Origin of the sequence: Reichenbachiella carrageenanivorans, from assembly GCF_025639805.1 — a bacterium.
Lineage (GTDB): Bacteria > Bacteroidota > Bacteroidia > Cytophagales > Cyclobacteriaceae > Reichenbachiella > Reichenbachiella carrageenanivorans.
In genome coordinates, this window is the sequence record NZ_CP106735.1 from 2,519,928 (window position 1) to 2,539,136 (window position 19,209).

A 19,209-nucleotide genomic window follows, 5' to 3' on the forward strand; every position below is an offset into this window, starting at 1 on the left:
TTAGTTATAGCTTAAGACACGTTTTTCTTATTGTACTCTGAAGGAGTCATGCCAAATTCTTTTTTGAAGCATGATCGGAAATAATCTGAATCATTAAACCCGACCATGTGTCGGATCTGATCGATGTTTACTTTCTTCTGAGAGAGCAGCTGCCCCGCTTTTCTGATTCGATAAGACCTGATAAACTCGTTGGGAGACATATTCATCAAGGATTTGATCTTGCGGTAAAAGTGTACCCTGCTGATTCCGATTTCTTTGCTTAGTCGATCCACAGACAAGTTTGTGTCCGAAATATTATCATCGATATATTTGATTGCATCCTTGATCAGGTTTTCCTCATGAGAGGAAATGTTTTCGGGCATTAACAATGATTTTTTCTCAAACTGCATACGGATTTTTTCTCTTCTTGAGATCAGCGTATTCACTCTGCTTTTGATGGAGTCTAAGTTTTTGTCGATTTCTATATACTCATCTGCATTTAGGTCGCGATGAAAACTATCGTCGCGCTTTTCTTTCATTAGGAAAATGATAGGAATATTCAATGTCCGCTCATCAGTCCTTATTTTCTGACACAGTTCTACGCCATCGATGATCTCTAGTTCCTCATTGATGATAATGAGGCTAGGCATTAGATCTAAGGCCACCTTCCATCCCTCCATGCCATCTTTGGTGGAGTAAATGTGGTATTGGTCTTGTAGCTGATTGCGTATGCTTTTAGTGATGTTTTCGTCTTTGTCGATTACCAAAATGTTTTGTCCATGATTGCCTTGGTCTGGATTAGATTCCTCGATTTTCTCTATAGGCTCGTAGTTTTCTTTTGACAAGGAAGTTTCCTCGTATTTCTTCAAAATTTCATCGGCTATATCTGACGGGTCGAAATGCTCGTGGCCAACTTTTAGAGAAATACACATTTTAGTCAACCCTGCTCGTTTTTCGTCTCCTTGGATACTTTCTACACTGATTGTGCCGTGGTGCTGACTAATGATTTTTTTGGAATGGTCTAGTCCTATGCCATCACTCATGGAGATACGGCTGCCATTTTTCGACAGGTGATAAAATCTGTCGAACAGGTGGGGGATATCTTCTGCCGCGTATCCCTTGCCATTGTCTTCGATAATCAAATCTATGCGCTCATTTACTGTTGAGCCTTCTGCATTTACATGCTTTTTGATGTACAGATTGAGCTTGCCATTTTCATTGCTGTGCTTAAAGGCATTGGACACCAGGTTGTTGATCACAAATACAAACTTGGTGGGGTCGATCCATACTGGAAATTCTTCTTCTTCAGCAATGATGTTGAAGTCAATGTTTTTGATTTTAGATAATTCAAAAAAATCGACTGCCGTATGCCGGGTAAATGATACCAAATCGAGATGTTGTATGCGCAAGATGCTGTTGCCGGTTTCTAGTTTTCGCACATCCACGATTTGATTGATTAGGTTTAGTATGTTCTCCGCATTTCGTTTAGCTATTTTGAGCCTTTTCTTTACCGCTGGCTCTACTTTTTGTGCAAGGATGTCTTCTATAGGAGACAAGATGAGCGTGAGAGGCAGTTTGAATTCATGTGAAATATTGATGAAAAACTGAGATTTGAGCTGAGACAATTCCGCTGCTTTTTTCTTTTCAAGTTCTTCCACCTTGAGTTTGTTTTTTAGTGCTTGCCAGGTAGCAGAAAAATGGTAGAACAAATACATCAATAGTAGTATCACTACGGTGTATATAACAAAAGCGAAGGCCGATTTGTAAAACGGAGGGTGTACGACGATATCGATCGAAGTATAATCTTCAAACCAGACCTGATTCGAGCTGCTGGCTTTAAGTTTTAGTGTGTATTTGCCTGGGGGTAGATAGTTTAAATTCAAGGTGTTTTCATCCAGCATTTGCCATTCTGGAGACAAGCCCTCAAGGAAATAAGAATAGTAGATGTGATATTGCTGGCTATAGTTGATTGTGGATAGAAATAACTTGATGATGGTTTCGTCATGATTGAATGCGATAGACTTTAGGTTCTGTACATTTCCATATTTAGCTAGGAGGTCGTCATTTTTCATGATGCTTTGCTGGTTGATAGACAAATCCTTCAACCAAACTTTAGGAAATACATGACTGGAATTGATTTTAGACGGATTGAATTTGATCAGTCCATTTCTGGTTCCAAAATACATTTCACCCTGGGTGGATGTTACAGAGGACCGGGGTAGAAACAATACCTCTGTGCCCAGGTTATTCACGGTAAAATCCACGATATTGAATTTGAGTGCATGAATATTTGTGGGGTGATTGGTTTCTATTTTAGAGATTCCTTCAAAGGTAGTTACCCACAGGTTTTGTTTTTCGTCTATTTCCATGGACTTCACTCTATTGCTGTACAGGCCTTCCTCTTTGGTCAAGGTCCTGTGTTCATTTGTCCTCGGGTCGTAAAATATAAGTCCCGAGTTTTCAGTGCCTATCCATAGTCTATTGTTGAGGTCTCGTTTGATGACTCGTATGTTACGATGTTCGAAATTTAAGTTTTTGCCATGGATCGATAGTGTTTGAGCAGTCTTAGAGTCAAACGCCGACAGACCTGCATTGGATCCAATCCAGATTGTACCATTTTCGGTGGCGTTCAATGCGAATATGAAATTTGAGGATCTGTTGAAATGGTTGTAGTACTGTGTGAATTCCTCTTTGTCTGGCTCAAAGCCGTAGAGCCCGCTGCCATTCGTTGCCACCCATATCTGATTATTGGCATATATGATATTGTTTATTTCCTTTAGACTGTTATCCAGATTGTCGTCTAGGGGATAGGTTTTTAGGATGTCATTGATACGGTCGTATTTGATGATTCCATCGCTGGTACCGATCCATATATTGCCTTTTCCGTCGTAGACCATGCAGCGAGTTCTAATGTCGTCGGCTTTGCGTACAGATATCGTTTTTTCGTTTTTTAGGCTATCCGAAGATGTAGGTAGGTAAAACAAGCCTTGGTTGGTTCCGAACCATAGGTTGTCGTCTTCTGTTTCTACTATCGAGCAGATCACATGGCTCGGGTCATAGTAGCTTTTTTTCGCACTGGTAGATTTGTTGACCAGTTCGAATGTACTGCCTTGACTTACAAAATGATAGATACCACCGTGGTAAGTAGCCACCCAAAAGCTACCATCGGCGGAGAGAAAGATGTCTTTGATGGAGCGGTTGAGCAGTAGGGGGGCTAGTTTTTCGGTTTTTGTATGAAACAAGTAAAGCCCATTCCTAGTGCCTATGAGGAGTTCGTCTTGCTGGTATTGTTTGATCACACGAATGGAGTTGGCATTGAGCCTATCGGCTATTCTAAATTTACTTTTCTTATCAGATTTTAGATCATATCGGGTAAGGCCTTTGTATTCGTTTTGATTGCCAATCCAGACTACACTGTCTTTTTCGTCGAGTACCAAAGATCTTGGGTTTGATTTTTTAGCATCAGTCAATATCTGGTTGGGATAGGGTTTGTTTGAGTATGTTTCGCCTTCTGATGAAATGACAGAAATGCCGAATTGGGATAACACCATCAAGTCTCCATAATAACTCATGATGTCCTTGACGTCCAACGCTTGGTTGTCATTATAGTTGTAGGTCCATTCAAACCGATTGAATTCACGATCTGTGATAGAGCCCATATACAGCCCATTGTTGGTACATATCCAGAGGTGATCATTGTCGTCTTCATAGATCTCTCTTATCAGGGTGTATCGCTCGTCTTCATTACTGCCGATAAGTGGAATATGAATAAATGAATTGTTTTGTTTCGACCATAGATTGAGCCCGCGACTGGTGCCTACCCATAGGTTGTTTTGACTGTCGTTGTATAGAGACCATACCCAGTTGTCTATCAGAGTGGTACTGTCTTGTTCGTCAGAAATAAAGGTTTCGGAGTAGGAGCCGTCATATTTGATGAGGCCATATTGGGAGCCAAACCATAGAAATCCGTCTTTGTCCTGTGTAATGGCATATACTGGATTGTCTAGCGATTCGATATGTGCATCTATGATGGGCAGCGACTGAGCCACTGCGGCTGATAGGTTGTATATACAAAGTGTAAAAAGCAGAGACAGAGACTTTCCGAGGGTATGGCTACTCAGATATGGTCTGTGTTTCCAAAGTTGGGTTAGATCTGTTACGATGTTTTCCTTACTTTTTTTGATCATGCTGCTATTCAATTTTAATCAATTCTTCTCTCGCTAAACTATTTGCTTCATAGCCTCTGTTCTATAGAGGGTGCAAAGCGGATAGGATGGTCATGGTTCAGTCTTGGTTGAAGTGTTTTTGAGTGGGTCATTGGCTAAAGACGACATTCAAAAACTTCCATTCATTGTTCCTTGCTGCTAAAGGCGCAATGAAGCTTGGATTCTATGAGGGTGTAGTTGGGAGTTTTACCTCTTTTAGTATGTCTTGTTTAGAATCCAGATAAGCAAGATATTTAATTCGCTGCCATTCTGATCCCATACGACAAGAAAAATGTTACACCCAGTTTACGTAGAATATTTATCAACATTAGCCTTTATAGAAAACCTTAGTTCAAGATAAAGTCTCATTTGTTGGCTCAAAACAATTTAAAACATGATTTATCCTTAAATCTTATTGTTCTAAGATACCTGAAATAATCAAATGTCGGGGGGTGATGTAACATCCATCTTGTATAAATGTAACCCTAAATATGACCAAGTATCCTCATCTGGGCAAATATGAACGATATGCCCGTTGTCGGTTTTCCTACATCGACCTAATATAGTGAAGCGAAAATGTTAAAATAAGATTAGTTGATATAGCTGGCTCGATTTGCAACTGAAGTATTCAAATCGAAATATCCTAACAAGTAGACAAACCATTGATAAAATGAAATTTCCAAAGAGAATAATATTGACAGGAATACTATTAGTATCAGGCATACTTCTAATCATTCAACTGTTTTTGTAAAAAGATTACTCATCAAAAAGAAAACTGTTTAATTATGAAAGCAAAACAATTACTTTATTCAACGATTACATTTATAATACTGGCGATTGTGTCATGTACTGATGAAATGGATAATGGAGGCATCACGGGTGATCCTGCCATCTTCTCAGGCGTGGAGACTGTGGATTTTGGAGATATTGTGGCAGGCCAGACAGCTACTGTATCTACCTATGTGATAGGAACTGGAATCGACGATGGGCTTGCGCTCACCGTAGAAGGAGAAGGCTACCTAGTGAGCAGGGATCATTTCCGTATTGTCACGGATACTAGCTTTGTAGACATCACTATTGCACCAGACTTGGAGGCTGCCTTGGGGGACAACCCTGGTACCATTACGCTTTCTGCGGGTAACATCACAAAAACCATCTCATTGTCTTCTACAGTATTGACCGCTTCGATCTTTACTTACGAGGAAGATGCGATAGATATGGGAGACATCTTGTTCGGTACAACAGAGTCTAAAACAGTAACCGTAGAAGGGCAGTATATCTCTGGAACTGTTGATATTACCACAACGGGTACTGGCTTTAGCGTGAGCCCTGCCTCATTTACCGAAGGCAACGGGCCACATGAAATCACAGTAACTTATGCTGCTAGCCCTACAGCATCGGCTGGTGAGGTGACTGGCGAGGTCGTTTTTAGTTATGGTGATGGGTTGACATCTGTTATTCCTGTAGTTACCAATATTACTTTGGTAGCTCCAGAGCCATTGACCGATGGTACAGTAGTTTATGCAAACGAATTTGACTTCCCAGGGACTCCTGCGGATGATGATCCTTTTGTGCTCGCAGACTTAGAAGGCCTATCTACTACGCTGTATGAAGGTGTGTCAGCCTCTTATGATCTAGTAGTAGCAGAAGGTGGTGCTGCAGGCAAAGAAGTAGATCATGCTATGTGTGTAGAGACGATATCTGGTACAACAGCTGATGAAGGAACAGGCTGTAATACTTCTGCGACTTTGAAACAATTAGGCACGAAGGTTACCATCTCTCTTGCTGGGTTGCCTCAACTGGAAGCGGATTATACATTGACTTTCTGGGCAAGACCAGCTGCTACTTCGGAGAGAGAGTTTGTCGTCAACTTTGGAGGGACAGAGTTTAAAAATACTTTCAATGGAGACGCCTCTAATAAGTTTTACAAATTTGAAGTAGAAGGGTCGTCTGACGAAGATGGGAAAATTGTTTTTGATTTTGCAAACAATACAGACAACACCTTTAGAGGAATTGACTTTGACCATGTCGAAATCGTAGCTGGAGGAATATAAGCTTTGGCTCTTGTATATTGATGACTTAAATATTGCGATGACTGCCTTCCTATCAGGAGGGCAGTCATTTTTTTACCACATCAATAGTGTAGATGTGGTTTTATCACTTTCAAAATGAATAATCATATGAGATTAAAAAAGAAAACGGTCGCCTTGCTCATCAGTGTGTTGATGCTAGCTGTGAGGATGGGAGAGGCACAGGGCCTTTTACAAAATGTATCGAGCCGTGTACACCAATCGTTGGATGGTACGTGGCAAATCATAGTAGATCCTATGGAAACGGGGTATTACAATCACAGCTGGAAGCCCAAAAAGAACGGTTATTTTATAGATGAGAAGCCAAAGACTGTTTCGGATAGAGTGGAGTATGATTTCGATACCAGTGATGAGCTGTATGTGCCTAGTGATTGGAATACACAAAATGACAAGCTCTACTATTATGAAGGGACGGTTTGGTATAGAAAGAAGTTTATAACCAAAAAAGAAGACAAGAAGAAGTATCACTTGTATTTTGGTGCAATCAATTATCGATCTATTGTCTATTTGAATGGCGAGCGTGTAGGTGAGCATGTTGGTGGCTTTACTTCGTTCAACTTCGACGTAACGGATTTGCTCAAAGCAGGTCAAAATACTGTGGTAGTGAAAGTAGACAACACCAGAGATAAGGACGGTGTGCCTACGATCAATACCGACTGGTGGAACTATGGAGGGATCACCCGATCAGTACTACTAGTAGAAACGCCACAGATTTTTCTCGAAGATTATTCCGTTTCGCTGAGTAAGGACAAGACGATCGAGGGGTGGGTAAAACTCAACGACAGCAGTGCGGGCAAAGTAGAGATATCTATAGAAGGTATAGGCAAACAGCAGGTGAAAGTGAAAGACGGGAAGGCCTCGTTCAAATTTGATAAAGCGCCTAAACTTTGGTCATTCGCAGATCCATACCTGTATCCTGTTACATTGAGCTTCAACGGGGAAACGATCCAAGACGAAATAGGATTCAAGTATATTGACGTAAAGGGCAAGGATATTTTGCTCAACGGAGAATCTGTTTTTTTGAAAGGGATCAGTATACACGAAGAGGCGCCTATAAGTACGGGTAGAGTTACTACTGCCGAAGAATGTCAGATATTGCTCGACTGGGCTCAAGAGCTGGGTTGTAATTTCATCCGACTGGCTCATTACCCACATAGTGAAACGATGGTGCGTATGGCAGAAAAAAGAGGTTTCCTTATCTGGTCAGAAATTCCAGTGTATTGGACGATCAATTATGAAAATGAATCGACTTATCAAAATGCCGAAAATCAATTGGCAGAAATGATCGATAGAGACAAAAACAGAGTAGGTATAGGCCTCTGGTCGGTAGCCAACGAAACCCCAGTAATAGATGCAAGAAATCAATTTTTGAATAAATTGATAAAAAAGACACGTGAGATGGATCCTACGAGACTGATCTGTGCTGCATTGGATACACACATTACTAAAAACGGGAAAAAGACGATCGACGACCCATTGGGAGAGTATGTGGATGTGATCGGGATCAATAGCTACTGTGGGTGGTATGGAGGCACACCCGAATCTTGTGAGGCATGGGAGTGGGCGTCACAGTTCGAAAAGCCCATGATCATGAGTGAAGTAGGTGCAGGTGCATTGCAAGGGTTGCATGGAGAGCAAAACGAACGATGGACCGAGGAGTACCAATCGGCAGTCTATAGATACAATATCGAAATGCTAAAGAATATTGACTTTCTGAGAGGAGTATCTCCTTGGATATTGATGGATTTTAGGTCGCCGAGAAGACCACTTAAAAGGGTTCAAAATGATTTTAATAGAAAAGGGCTAATCTCCGAACAAGGGATCAAAAAAGAAGCCTTTTTTATATTACAAGATTATTATAATTCTCAGCCTATCCAATTGAATAAATAGTTAGGTAAAACCAACCCGACAGGCCAACCGAAAAACTCAATTTTACTCAACAGATAAGCAACAGCGTATCGAAAATGAAAGCAGTCAAAAAGTGTAACTATGCGAATAATCCCTCTTGTTACACTTTTTGGCTATTCATTGTAACATGTACCCTGTCATTCTGTAACGAATAAACAATTGATGTTACCTCTAACCGGCTTAATCGCAACAATCAATAGGCTGTTTTGAGTTCACGAAGGACGATTATTACAGCCTAAATAATAAAACGTGAATAGGAAGAAAAAGAAGTTTGTTTGAATGGGCCAAGTCAAAATGGAAGCGGAGGTTTTCATTTGATAGACATGTCAAACGAAAGTTCAGATTTAGGTTTTTTTATTTTAATGTAATTTCTCACTTAAATAAATGATATGAAAAAGTTATTACTACTTGTTAAACTTGGCTTGATACTACCCGGGCTCCTTCTGGCATTTCAGCTGAAGGCCCAGAGTACAGTGAATGGGAAAGTCGTGAGCCAGGAAGATGGCATGGGTTTGCCAGGGGTGAGTGTATTGATTAAAGGATCAACAAAAGGTACAGTCACTGACATCGATGGTATGTTCAAAGTTAGTGCGAATCCTGAAGACGTTTTAGTTTTCAGTTTCATAGGCTATCATAGCCAAGAGCATGCGGTAGGTACCAGGTCACAGATCGACATCTCTTTGGAAGCTGATGTAGAGCAGCTTGAAGAAGTGGTAGTCGTAGGGTACGGTACGCAAAAAAAATCTGATGTGACAGGAGCTGTAGCTACTATGTCTCAGGACAGATTAGAAATGGTACCCAACACCAACGTAGCTCAAGCCCTACAGGGGTCAGTAGCAGGGGTGTCTATCGTTTCTAATTCTGCTGGTGCAGAAGGTAGCGATGCTGAAATTATGATTAGAGGTAGAAATACGATCTCAGCAAGCAACAGACCGTTGATCGTACTGGACGGCATGCCTTATAGTGGTAGTCTTTCTGAGATCAACCCTACAGATATTGCTTCGGTCAATATATTGAAAGACGCATCGTCTACAGCTATTTATGGGTCTAGAGGTGCTAATGGTGTAATCCTCATTACGTCTAAAAAAGGAGCTAAAGGAGCTGCCAGAATTAGCTATGCAGGATTCTATGGTATACAGCAAATGACGAATGTGCCAGACTTATTGACTTCGGAAGAATTCTATAAGTTTAAAAAGACAAGGAATCCAGCGTCAATCACGGCTTCAGAGGAGGACTTTTACCAAGACGGTAAAACCACCGATTGGATAGATGTAGCTACGCAGATTGGACACAAGCAACAGCATACGTTGACCGTATCTGGAGGAAGTGATAATGTGAAGTACTATGTGTCTGGTAGCTACCTTGATGTAGAGGGTATCGCTATCAACGACTTGTTTAAGAGATACAGCATGCGTCTCAACTTAGAAGCTAAGATTACAGATTGGTTGACGTTTGGCTCCAATACACAATTGTCTTTGTCAGACAGAAGTGGGCAGGATGCCAGCTGGAGTGGTGCTCAGGATGGAGCTTATTATATGAACCCATTGACTGAGCCATACGACGAAGATGGGAATCAGAAAATTTACCCTTGGGCGGAGTCTATTTATTGGGGCAACCCACTGTCTGGTTTGCTAGAAGCAGATAGTGATAAAAATTACAAAATTTTCACTAACAACTACTTGCAAATAGATCTGCCATTCGTGCCAGGGCTATCCTACAAGTTGAACACAGGTATCGAGTACGACCATAGAGATAGAAAAAACTACGCAGGTAGAGATACAAAAGCAGGATATGAGAATAGAGGGGTGTCAGATACAAGAACAGACTTGGATACCAACATTCTTATAGAAAACATATTGAACTATAAAAAGTCAATTGGTAGCCACAACTTGTTTTTGACTGCACTATATAGTTATCAAAACGATATCGAAGATATGGAAGGCCTAGATAGTAATGGTTTTCCTAACGATAAGCTAACTACGTATCAGGGTAATGTGGCTGCATTGATTGATCCTAAGTATGCTTACCAAGAATTTGTATTGTTGTCTACTATGTTGAGGTTCAACTACAACTACGACAACAAATACTATTTGACTTTGACTGGTAGAAGAGATTCTTATTCTGCCTTCGGTGCCAATACCAAGCATGGTATATTTCCTTCTGTAGCCTTAGGATGGAGCTTGCACAACGAATCATTTATGTCTGCCATACCTACCATCAGTACCTTGAAACTACGTGCGAGCTACGGTATCAATGGTAACCAAGCAGTAGACCCATACAGTGCGTTGTCACGAATGAGCGATCGGTCTTACTTAAACGGAAGTATACAGGCAGCGGGATACTATCCTAGTGCATTAGAATCTCCAGATCTGGGTTGGGAACAATCTGCTTCTGTCAATATTGGACTTGACTTTGGCGTTTTCAAAGATAGAGTACAGGGTAGCTTAGAACTTTACCAGACGAATACTACAGACCTGCTATTAGAAAGAGAAATTCCATCTACATCTGGTTTTACAATGACGGATCAAAATTTAGCAGAAGTCAAAAATAGTGGTGTAGAATTGACATTGAGTGCTAATCTAGTTAGGACAGGAGACTTCTCTTGGGATATTTCAGCCAATGCGGCATATATGAAAAATGAAATTGTAGACCTTTATGGTGACGGCGTAGATGATCCTTTGAATGGTTGGTTTATTGGTGAAGCTATCAGTACAAATTATTCTTACCAATTCGATGGTGTATACCAGGAGGAAGATTTTGCAGATCCTGATTTTGTACCAGCTATACCAGGTGCACAGCCAGGATGGGCCAAGGTGGTAGATCAGAACAATGATACACTTATCACTTCAGATCACGACCGTGTGTTTATCGGACAAACAGACCCTAAATTCATCACTGGCTTGCAAATGAATTTCAAATACAAAAACTTCGGTTTGTCTCTGTTTGCTAGAAGTGCTCATGGCATGACTAGAAGAAACACGCTGCTTAATGACGATGTTTGGAGTTCTGTTGAAAGAAATACTACCAATAAAAACTGGTGGACACCAGAAAATCCTACTAACGAATATTGGGCAAACCACGAAGATGCTAACGCTAGAGGGGTAGGTATCTATGAAGACGCTAGTTTCTGGAGGTTGCAGAATGTTACTTTCTCATATGACTTGCCAAAGACTTTGTTGGACAGGGTGAGAATCAACAACGCCAGGTTGTACGTGACTGGTAGTAATTTGATCACGGTTACCAATTTTGGTGGATTGGACCCTGAGCTAAGTAGCGCGAGAGAAATTCCACTACAAAGAGAGTTTGTTTTAGGTCTTAACATTGGATTATAATTCAATTAGACCTTTTTAAAACCAAAAAATACAGAACAATGAAATATCTAAAATATAGCTTAATGATAAGCCTTTTTGCAAGCCTATTCTTGGCTTGCTCTGAGGACGTATTGATAGAAAATCCTCCTCATATCATCGCAGCAGAAAACCTGTATGTGGATTTGGACGGTTTTGAAAATGGCCTGAATGGGCTCTATGCTCAGTTTAGAAGAGAGCGTGGTGGTGAAGAGTATGGTGGAGCCAATGATTTGTTGATCGACCCAGCTGTATCTGGTGTAGACAATTGCTATGGTAACAACAACAATGGATGGAATACAGTAGGTAATGATTTCACTAGAAATGTAGCTGATGAAAATCACAACAGAAATTTTTACGAATGGATTTATCAAACCATTAATTCAGCAAATACCATTATTGACCGAGCAGAAAACCCAGAGATCGAATGGTCGGAAGAAGAGAAAAATGGAGTATTGGCTGAGGCTCGTTTTTTCAGAGCTTGGGCTTACAGACACGCGACCTATATGTGGGGAGATGTGCCAATGAATCTCTCTGAAACTAAAGGATCTAATATCATTACCGATTGGGTGCGTTCGCCTATTGCAGACGTAAGAGCTCAAATGGAAGAGGATTGGTTGTTTGCGGAGGAGCATATGAGAGCACCATCTAATGATGGTAAAGTATCGAAATATGTAGCATCTCATTATCTAGCTGAGCTTTACTTGGCTATGGGAGAGAATGAAAAAGCAAGAGACAAAGCGCTGGAAGTAATGGCGGGTCCTTATAGCTTGATTACTAGTAGATATGGAATCACAGCCAATGAGCCAGGTACGCCTTTTACTGATATGTTTATCCACGGTAATTCAAATCCGTCTGAAGGTAATACCGAAGCCCTATGGGTGATGCAGCATGAGCCTGATGTAAACGGTGGTGGAGACAACTTGATGCGTAGATGGCATAGAAATCAATCTCATTCAGTAAGAGTAGACGGTACATCTGGTGCGATACTGATCACGGCAGAAAATGGAGGAAGAGGACTAGGAAGAATAGGTCCTACTAGATATGCACTAGAGTTATATGGCTCTACAGACGATCGTGGAGGTAAGTTTGCTTGGAGAAGCTATGAGATATTGAACAATCCAGATATAATCCCTGTAGGTACCAATCCTGAAACGGGACTTGCTTGGGCATTGGGTGATACAACCTACCACGATTGGCAAGGCCAAGATGAGAAGACGGATAACCCTTACTGGCCAAGTACACGCAAGTGGGACTATGCGTACGAGCTCGATCTTGCAGGATCAAGAAGCTACAATGATCAGATTTATTTGAGATTGGCAGAAACCAAGTTGATATTGGCTGAAGCTCAATTCTTGACGGGTGACGCACCTGGTGCAGCTGTCACGATCAATGAACTAAGAAATCGTGCCAATGCTACGCCGATTGGTGCAGGAGACGTGTCACTTGATTTTATCTTGGATGAGCGTTCTAGAGAACTGTACTCTGAAGAGCACCGTCGCTACACACTCGTGCGTATGGGCAAGTGGATGGACAGAACGATCCAATACAACCTCGTAGGTGGGCCAACCATTACGGAAAAGGATAAATTATTTCCTATTCCACAAGCAGTGATCGATGCCAACCTCACGCTACCGATGTCTCAGAATCCCGGGTATACGACAGAATAAGAGTAACAATAAAAGTAACTACAACAACAACTAGAGCTCCCCGCCAAACATGGCGGGGAATCTCTTTCTCATGATTACATTATTTTAAATATCCTCGAACCTAACTATTGCCTCTAACCTTCATGTTTATCAAAATTCTCAAAATGAAAAAGAGCCTTTTTGCAATTCTAATTACCGCGCTAGCGGGGTGTTCACCGTCTAATGATAAAAAAATAGATCAGGAGCAGGAATATATATATGTAGACGCAAAAGTGAAGGTGTATCACAAAGACGGCACACGGAGCTATAAGCCATACGAACCCTTTCAGACTCGCACAGTAGCATTGCTCAAAGACTACGAGACACCAAGCGAAAAGACTCCACTCAGTAAGTATGGGGGCATGCAGGAATACCAAACCGAGGCTACGGGCTTCTATCATGTAAAAAAAATAGATGATCGGTGGTGGGGCATAGACCCATCTGGCTATCGGTATTTTAATATTGCTCTCAATGGGGTAAAAAGAAACAGGTCTGAACGCAACAAGCAGGCCTTAATAGAAAAATTTGGATCCAATGAAAATTGGTTGAAAGAAACCGTAGCTCTGCTACAAGAGAATGGATTCAATGCTACGGGTTCATGGTCAGATCATGAGGCAATTATTGAATTGAATAAAACATTGGATCAGCCTATCGCCTATGCAATCAATTTGGATTTTATGGGTAGCTATGGATCTAAAAGAGGAGGTACTTATCAGCAATCTGGTCACAGGGGTTACCCCAATAATGCCATTTTCGTATTCGACCCCGAATTTGAAGCTTTTTGTGACGAGCACGCCCAACAGCTTTTGGCATACAAAGATGACCCCAATTTGTTTGGATACTTTTCAGACAACGAAATGCCTTTCAAGTTCAAGGCAATCGACAATTACCTCGGCCTACCAGAGACCGATCATGGCTATCTCGCTGCTAAAGCATGGTTAGACGAGCAAGGTATTACGCAAGAAGAAATCAAAAATGAACACCGTCACCAATTCATGTCGGTAGTGGCCGACAAATACTTCTCAGTAGTATCCAAGGCCATCAAAAAGCACGACCCTAACCATATGTATATTGGCTCTAGGTTTTATAGTAGCGAAAAAGATAACCAGATGTTTATGGAAACGGTCGGTAAGTATTTGGACGCTATTTCTATAAATTATTACAACAAGTGGACACCAGATTCTACTCAAATGGCCAACTGGGCCAACTGGTCTGGACGACCATTTATCATCACCGAATATTATACCAAAGGGGAAGATTCTGGAATGGGAAACAAGAGTGGAGCAGGCTGGATTGTTCGTACGCAAGAAGACCGTGGTCTTTTTTATCAAAATTACAACTTGGCTCTACTAGAGTCTAAAAACTGCGTAGGTTGGCATTATTTCAAATATCAAGACAATGATCCCCAAGACAAAACAGTAGACCCTTCTAATATTGATGCTAATAAAGGAATAGTCACTAGCGAATACGTAGTGTGGGAATCTATGCTTGAAAAAATGAATGAATTAAATCATCAGGTCTACCCAGTGATCGAACATTTTGATGAACAATCAGCGACTAGCAACGATTCTGGCGAACCTACAGTTGAAGCATCTTTTTCAGCTCCATGATAACTAGATAAGGTTTAACCTAGATAATACGGAGCTTATTCCACTCATTGAAATTGAGATGAGCCACCCTTATCGAAATAAAAATAACTCCTTCTATGAAAAGAATCTACACAGTACTATGGCTTATGGTGTGGGCTACCAGTTGTTCTACTACCAACGAAACAAAGAATACGCCACCTCCTAATGTACTCTTCATTTCGATAGACGATCTCAACGACTGGGAAGGGGCGCTGATGGGGCATGCGCAGGCGGTCACCCCAAATCTCGACAAACTCTTTGGCAAAGGGGTGCTGTTTGCCAATGCACACTGCTCACAAGCAGTCTGTACTGCGTCCAGAAACTCCGTGCTTAGCGGCATTCACCCGTCGTCTTCAGGATGGTACACCAATGGAGCCGCCATGAAAAAGAACTATGACGAAGTGATGGCAGATCACAAAATGCTACCACAGTATTTCAAAGACCAAGGTTACAATACATATGCTACTGGTAAGGTATATCACAATGGAGAATCTGATTTTAAGGATAAGACGGATGATTTTTGGACGGAGTATTCGCCTCGCTTCTGGAACAACATGGAGGAAAAGATAGAAAAAACAGGGTATGGCTATCGTGGCAAAATGTTTTATCCGTTTCCCAAAGATGGTGGGCAGTTGGTGCAGCTCTATGGCGAGGATACCATCAATAACCATTACCGACAAACCAACCGATTTTATTCGTTGGCAGGAGGGCCTTTGAGCGATGATGAAATTCCTGAGAAAGGCATGTATGACGAGCAAATTGCAGATTGGGCAATAGATAAAATCAGCCAAAAGCAAGACCAGCCATTTTTTATGGCAGTAGGTTTTATACGTCCACATGTGCCCTATACTGCTCCGCAAAAATACTTCGACTTGTATGATTTGGATGACTTGCAGATTCCTGTAGTGCCCGACGATGAGTTTGGGGATATTCCTATGATGGGCAAAGCCATCGCCTATGGATACTCGCCACGAGGAGGCTGGGGAGATGTGTCACAAAAAGAGGAAATTCTACCAGAGTTAGTACAGTCTTATTTGGCTTGTATTTCATTTATAGACGATCAGGTAGGCAGAGTGATAGATGCACTAGAAAAGAGTCCTAATGCAAATAATACCATCATTGTGCTGTGGTCTGATCATGGACAGCATTTAGGTGAAAAGCGCCATTTCAGAAAACAAGCCCTATGGGAAGAGTCTACTAAGGTGCCTTTGTTTTTTCAAGTGCCAGGTAGTCAGGTCAATGGAGCGAGAAGCCAACAGGTAGTGAGTCTGCTGGATATCTACCCGACTTTGGCAGAGTTGTGTGGGCTGCCTGTTTCCGAAAAACTGGAAGGAGAAAGCTTGGTGCCCTTGTTGGAAAAACCAACATCGACAAGAGAACAACCAGTATTGACGACTTGGATGTATAAAAATCATGCCGTGAGGAGTAACGATTGGAGATACATCCGATACCGTGATGGGAGCGAGGAACTATACAATCATCAACTGGACTCAGGAGAGCATGTCAATCTTGCTTCGGACAGTCAGTTTGCCAATATTATTGAAGAGCATAAGAAATGGCTTCCTGCACATGATGCGTTACCCGCAGGCGAAACCGAATGGAAAGGTGATAAATTGGATCGATTGGTGGCTGAATGGACTGCCAACAATTCTATACCCGACTGGTTAAAATAATCGTCATGTCTATGTTAGCAGAATACTAACACTTACTTTCTACCTACTACATATACAGACTGTATACCTCCTGCTGATTAATTCTATACGCTGGAGGTATCGTATTGCTTGTCTCTTCTTCCTTGTGTCATTTCGTTATGCTATTCTCTCCTAGAGAAGATAGGTCGCTGGCAAGTTTTAATTGTCTAATGTGTATTTGACAATTAAACCTTAGAAGCAAACATCTTCTACTTGCTTTAACCATCATTTTCAAGATAAAAAACTGCCAAGTAGCAGTTTTTTACATGCCTGTTTGTATGGTTGAAATTATCCGCTGAAATGGCCTGATAAATTCATCAGAATAAGGCTTCATTTCACCTTAGAAATTCTTCATCTCACCGGAATTTGCTTTCGCCAACCGAGAATCACCGCTATCCTTGCCTTGTAATTATTAAACACAACGAACGAAAATTACACACTTATGAAAGCTTTAACATTATTAGTAATCGCCACATTAACAATTTCATCTGCAGCTACAGCTAAGATTCACGGTGCTGATACTAAAGAAACTGCAGAAGTAAAAGCTAACATCGTGACTAGAAGCGATGACATGATTTTCGTACAGCTAGACAATCCTGTAGATAGCAAAGTGAGAATAGTAATCACTGATGAGGCAGGCGTAACGCTTCATAGAGAGACAGTGAAAAAAGATGTGAAGGTTGTAAAAAGATATGATGTGTCTAACCTGCCTGCAGGGACTTATTCATACACCGTATACAACGATAACTATAGCATCAAAAAAAATATTGAAAAGAAATGATTGAAGCCTTCGGGCTCATTTCAAAGATTTTAATCGTTAAGTAGTTTTGTTTTTGTATCATGCAAAGCATCCTCGCCTAGCCGCCAGGATGCTTTTTTTATTTTACCATTTCCACAACCCTCCAATAGACGAATTTTGATTTGAACAAAGCATTAGAAATCCTTCAAGGCAAGGAGCAGTGCGATCATCGCCATTAAAAAGGCTGATGATATTACTATTTCGTTTCCGATCCGTACCATGGGTTATGAAATCAAAGGAGGGAAAAAGCGATCTGATATGAGATTGCAGTCCGTTAATTTTAATTCATTAAAGTATGAAAAACAGACGGTAAAGCCTGATGATTAAGAATAAAGAATAGATCATTTTTAAGAATATGAACCCCGACTTGAGTCTAAGTCGGGTTTTTTTTATGACTCTTTTTTGGTGCTTTTGCCCATATATTTTCATTTTTTTCCATCTTGTGGTAAAAAGTGGTAGAAAGTGGTGGATAATTCCAAAACTTATTTAAGTTTGTAGTGGTGGTTTATATTTTTCTATAACTCTATGGCTTTTTTTACAAGCGAATATGAGTGTAAGTTAGATGCTAAGGGTAGATTGGTTTTACCTGCAAAGATTAAAGCCAATCTGCCCGAAGTATCTGGCAATGAGCTCGTTGTGATGAAGGGATTTGATCCCAACTTGGTCTTGTACACCATGATGGAGTACAAGAAAATACACAATAAGTTCGCTTCATTGAGCGATTTTGATGCCGCCCAGAGAAAGTTGAAAAGAAACTTCTTTCGTAGTGTAGCCCCAGTAGAATTAGATAGTGCCGGGCGTTTTTTGATACCTAAAGGCTGGATAGATCACGCCAAATTGGAAAAGAACGTGATGGTAGTGGGGGCAGGCAATACGATAGAGATATGGAGTCCCGACTTGTACGAGGAGTACTTGATTGAGGATAATGATGAATATTCGGATTTGGCCAAAAAATTTTTAGATGAATGAGTGAATATCACAACCCCGTAATGCTGAGAGAGTGTATTGAAGGGTTGGCGATCAAAGCGGACGGCATCTATGTGGACATTACCTTCGGTGGTGGTGGTCATTCCAAAGAAATTCTAAAGCATTTAGGGGAAAAAGGAAAGTTGTTTGCATTTGATCAGGACGATGAGGCCCGACTAAATGCTGAAGCTATAGACAATCGTTCTTTCACATTTGTTCAGGCTAATTTCAGAAACCTTAAAAAGTTTTTGCGTCTACATGGCGTGACTAAGGTCGACGGAATACTGGGGGACTTGGGTGTTTCATCCCATCAGATCAACACGGCAGAGAGAGGCTTTTCTACTCGCTTCGATGGGCCATTAGACATGCGGATGAATCAGAAGCAGGGAGTATCAGCGGCAGAGATACTCAATGCATACGATGAGCGTGAGCTGCATAGGATATTAGGTCAGTATGGCGAAGTCCGAAATGCGAAGACGCTCGCTGCTGCCCTGTGTGCAGAAAGGCATTTGGCACCATTCGAAACGATCGGCCAATTGCTTGGCGTATTGAAGAAGTTTGCCCCTAGAGGCAAGGAAAATAGATACTTCGCACAGGTATTTCAAGGGATCAGAATAGAAGTGAACGAAGAGATGAAGGCATTAGAAGAAATGCTGGAGCAGAGTGCTGAAGTATTGAATGAAAAAGGAAGACTGGTGATCATGTCCTACCACTCGTTGGAAGACAGGCCAGTGAAAAATTTTATAAACAAGGGTAAGTTTTTCGGTGAGTTAGAAAAGGATTTGTATGGAAATGTAAGCAAGCCGCTTCAAGCCATCACCAGAAAACCAATAACCGCAAGTGACAGTGAAATAAATGAAAACAACCGGGCACGCAGTGCCAAATTGAGAATCGCAGAAAAAAACTAA

10 protein-coding genes are annotated in these 19,209 nt (G+C 41.2%); 9 read left to right on the plus strand and 1 reads right to left on the minus strand.

All coding sequences use genetic code 11. From position 1 onward, the window contains the following. Positions 1-11: 11 nt before the first annotated feature. Positions 12-4,166: a two-component regulator propeller domain-containing protein gene (locus tag N7E81_RS09975; RefSeq protein ID WP_263049442.1), complete on the minus strand. Its 4,155-nt coding sequence runs from the start codon at positions 4,164-4,166 to the stop codon at positions 12-14. An 803-nt stretch (positions 4,167-4,969) separates the two neighbouring features. Between N7E81_RS09975 and N7E81_RS09980 the strand changes: the two genes are divergently transcribed. From N7E81_RS09980 to rsmH, 9 genes are all read left to right on the plus strand, one after another. Further along, complete coding sequence (locus tag N7E81_RS09980) at positions 4,970-6,238, plus strand: hypothetical protein (protein WP_263049443.1); 1,269 nt, start codon at positions 4,970-4,972, stop codon at positions 6,236-6,238. Between the two features lie 126 nt (positions 6,239-6,364). Beyond that, positions 6,365-8,164, plus strand: a complete 1,800-nt coding sequence (locus N7E81_RS09985; RefSeq protein ID WP_263049444.1) for a glycoside hydrolase family 2 protein — start codon at positions 6,365-6,367, stop codon at positions 8,162-8,164. Positions 8,165-8,571: 407 nt separating this feature from the next. Continuing rightward, positions 8,572-11,514, plus strand: a complete 2,943-nt coding sequence (locus N7E81_RS09990; protein ID WP_263049445.1) for a SusC/RagA family TonB-linked outer membrane protein — start codon at positions 8,572-8,574, stop codon at positions 11,512-11,514. 38 nt (positions 11,515-11,552) lie between these two features. Beyond that, positions 11,553-13,199, plus strand: a complete 1,647-nt coding sequence (locus N7E81_RS09995) for a RagB/SusD family nutrient uptake outer membrane protein (RefSeq protein ID WP_263049446.1) — start codon at positions 11,553-11,555, stop codon at positions 13,197-13,199. 143 nt (positions 13,200-13,342) lie between these two features. After that, positions 13,343-14,827 carry a glycoside hydrolase 5 family protein gene (locus tag N7E81_RS10000; protein ID WP_263049447.1) on the plus strand — a complete coding sequence of 495 codons (1,485 nt, stop codon included), beginning with the start codon at positions 13,343-13,345 and terminating at the stop codon, positions 14,825-14,827. 95 nt (positions 14,828-14,922) lie between these two features. Next, positions 14,923-16,518, plus strand: coding sequence for a sulfatase (locus N7E81_RS10005; protein ID WP_263049448.1), 1,596 nt, complete (start codon positions 14,923-14,925; stop codon positions 16,516-16,518). A 460-nt stretch (positions 16,519-16,978) separates the two neighbouring features. Continuing rightward, on the plus strand, positions 16,979-17,317 hold the full coding sequence (locus N7E81_RS10010) for a hypothetical protein (protein ID WP_263049449.1): 339 nt from the start codon (positions 16,979-16,981) through the stop codon (positions 17,315-17,317). 543 nt (positions 17,318-17,860) lie between these two features. Beyond that, positions 17,861-18,304: a division/cell wall cluster transcriptional repressor MraZ gene (mraZ, locus tag N7E81_RS10015; protein ID WP_263049450.1), complete on the plus strand. Its 444-nt coding sequence runs from the start codon at positions 17,861-17,863 to the stop codon at positions 18,302-18,304. After that, entirely contained in the window at positions 18,301-19,209 is a 909-nt protein-coding gene (gene rsmH / locus N7E81_RS10020; RefSeq protein ID WP_263049451.1) for a 16S rRNA (cytosine(1402)-N(4))-methyltransferase RsmH, read from the plus strand. The genes mraZ and rsmH overlap by 4 nt, the downstream gene beginning before the upstream one ends.

Excerpts from the sequence above, each read along its gene's own strand:
- N7E81_RS09975 (WP_263049442.1), bottom strand. The coding sequence starts at position 4,166 with ATGATCAAAAAAAGTAAGGAAAACATCGTAACAGATCTAACCCAACTT.
- N7E81_RS09980 (WP_263049443.1), top strand. The coding sequence starts at position 4,970 with ATGAAAGCAAAACAATTACTTTATTCAACGATTACATTTATAATACTG.
- N7E81_RS09985 (WP_263049444.1), top strand. The coding sequence starts at position 6,365 with ATGAGATTAAAAAAGAAAACGGTCGCCTTGCTCATCAGTGTGTTGATG.
- N7E81_RS09990 (WP_263049445.1), top strand. The coding sequence starts at position 8,572 with ATGAAAAAGTTATTACTACTTGTTAAACTTGGCTTGATACTACCCGGG.
- N7E81_RS09995 (WP_263049446.1), top strand. The coding sequence starts at position 11,553 with ATGAAATATCTAAAATATAGCTTAATGATAAGCCTTTTTGCAAGCCTA.
- N7E81_RS10000 (WP_263049447.1), top strand. The coding sequence starts at position 13,343 with ATGAAAAAGAGCCTTTTTGCAATTCTAATTACCGCGCTAGCGGGGTGT.
- N7E81_RS10005 (WP_263049448.1), top strand. The coding sequence starts at position 14,923 with ATGAAAAGAATCTACACAGTACTATGGCTTATGGTGTGGGCTACCAGT.
- N7E81_RS10010 (WP_263049449.1), top strand. The coding sequence starts at position 16,979 with ATGAAAGCTTTAACATTATTAGTAATCGCCACATTAACAATTTCATCT.
- mraZ (WP_263049450.1), top strand. The coding sequence starts at position 17,861 with ATGGCTTTTTTTACAAGCGAATATGAGTGTAAGTTAGATGCTAAGGGT.
- rsmH (WP_263049451.1), top strand. The coding sequence starts at position 18,301 with ATGAGTGAATATCACAACCCCGTAATGCTGAGAGAGTGTATTGAAGGG.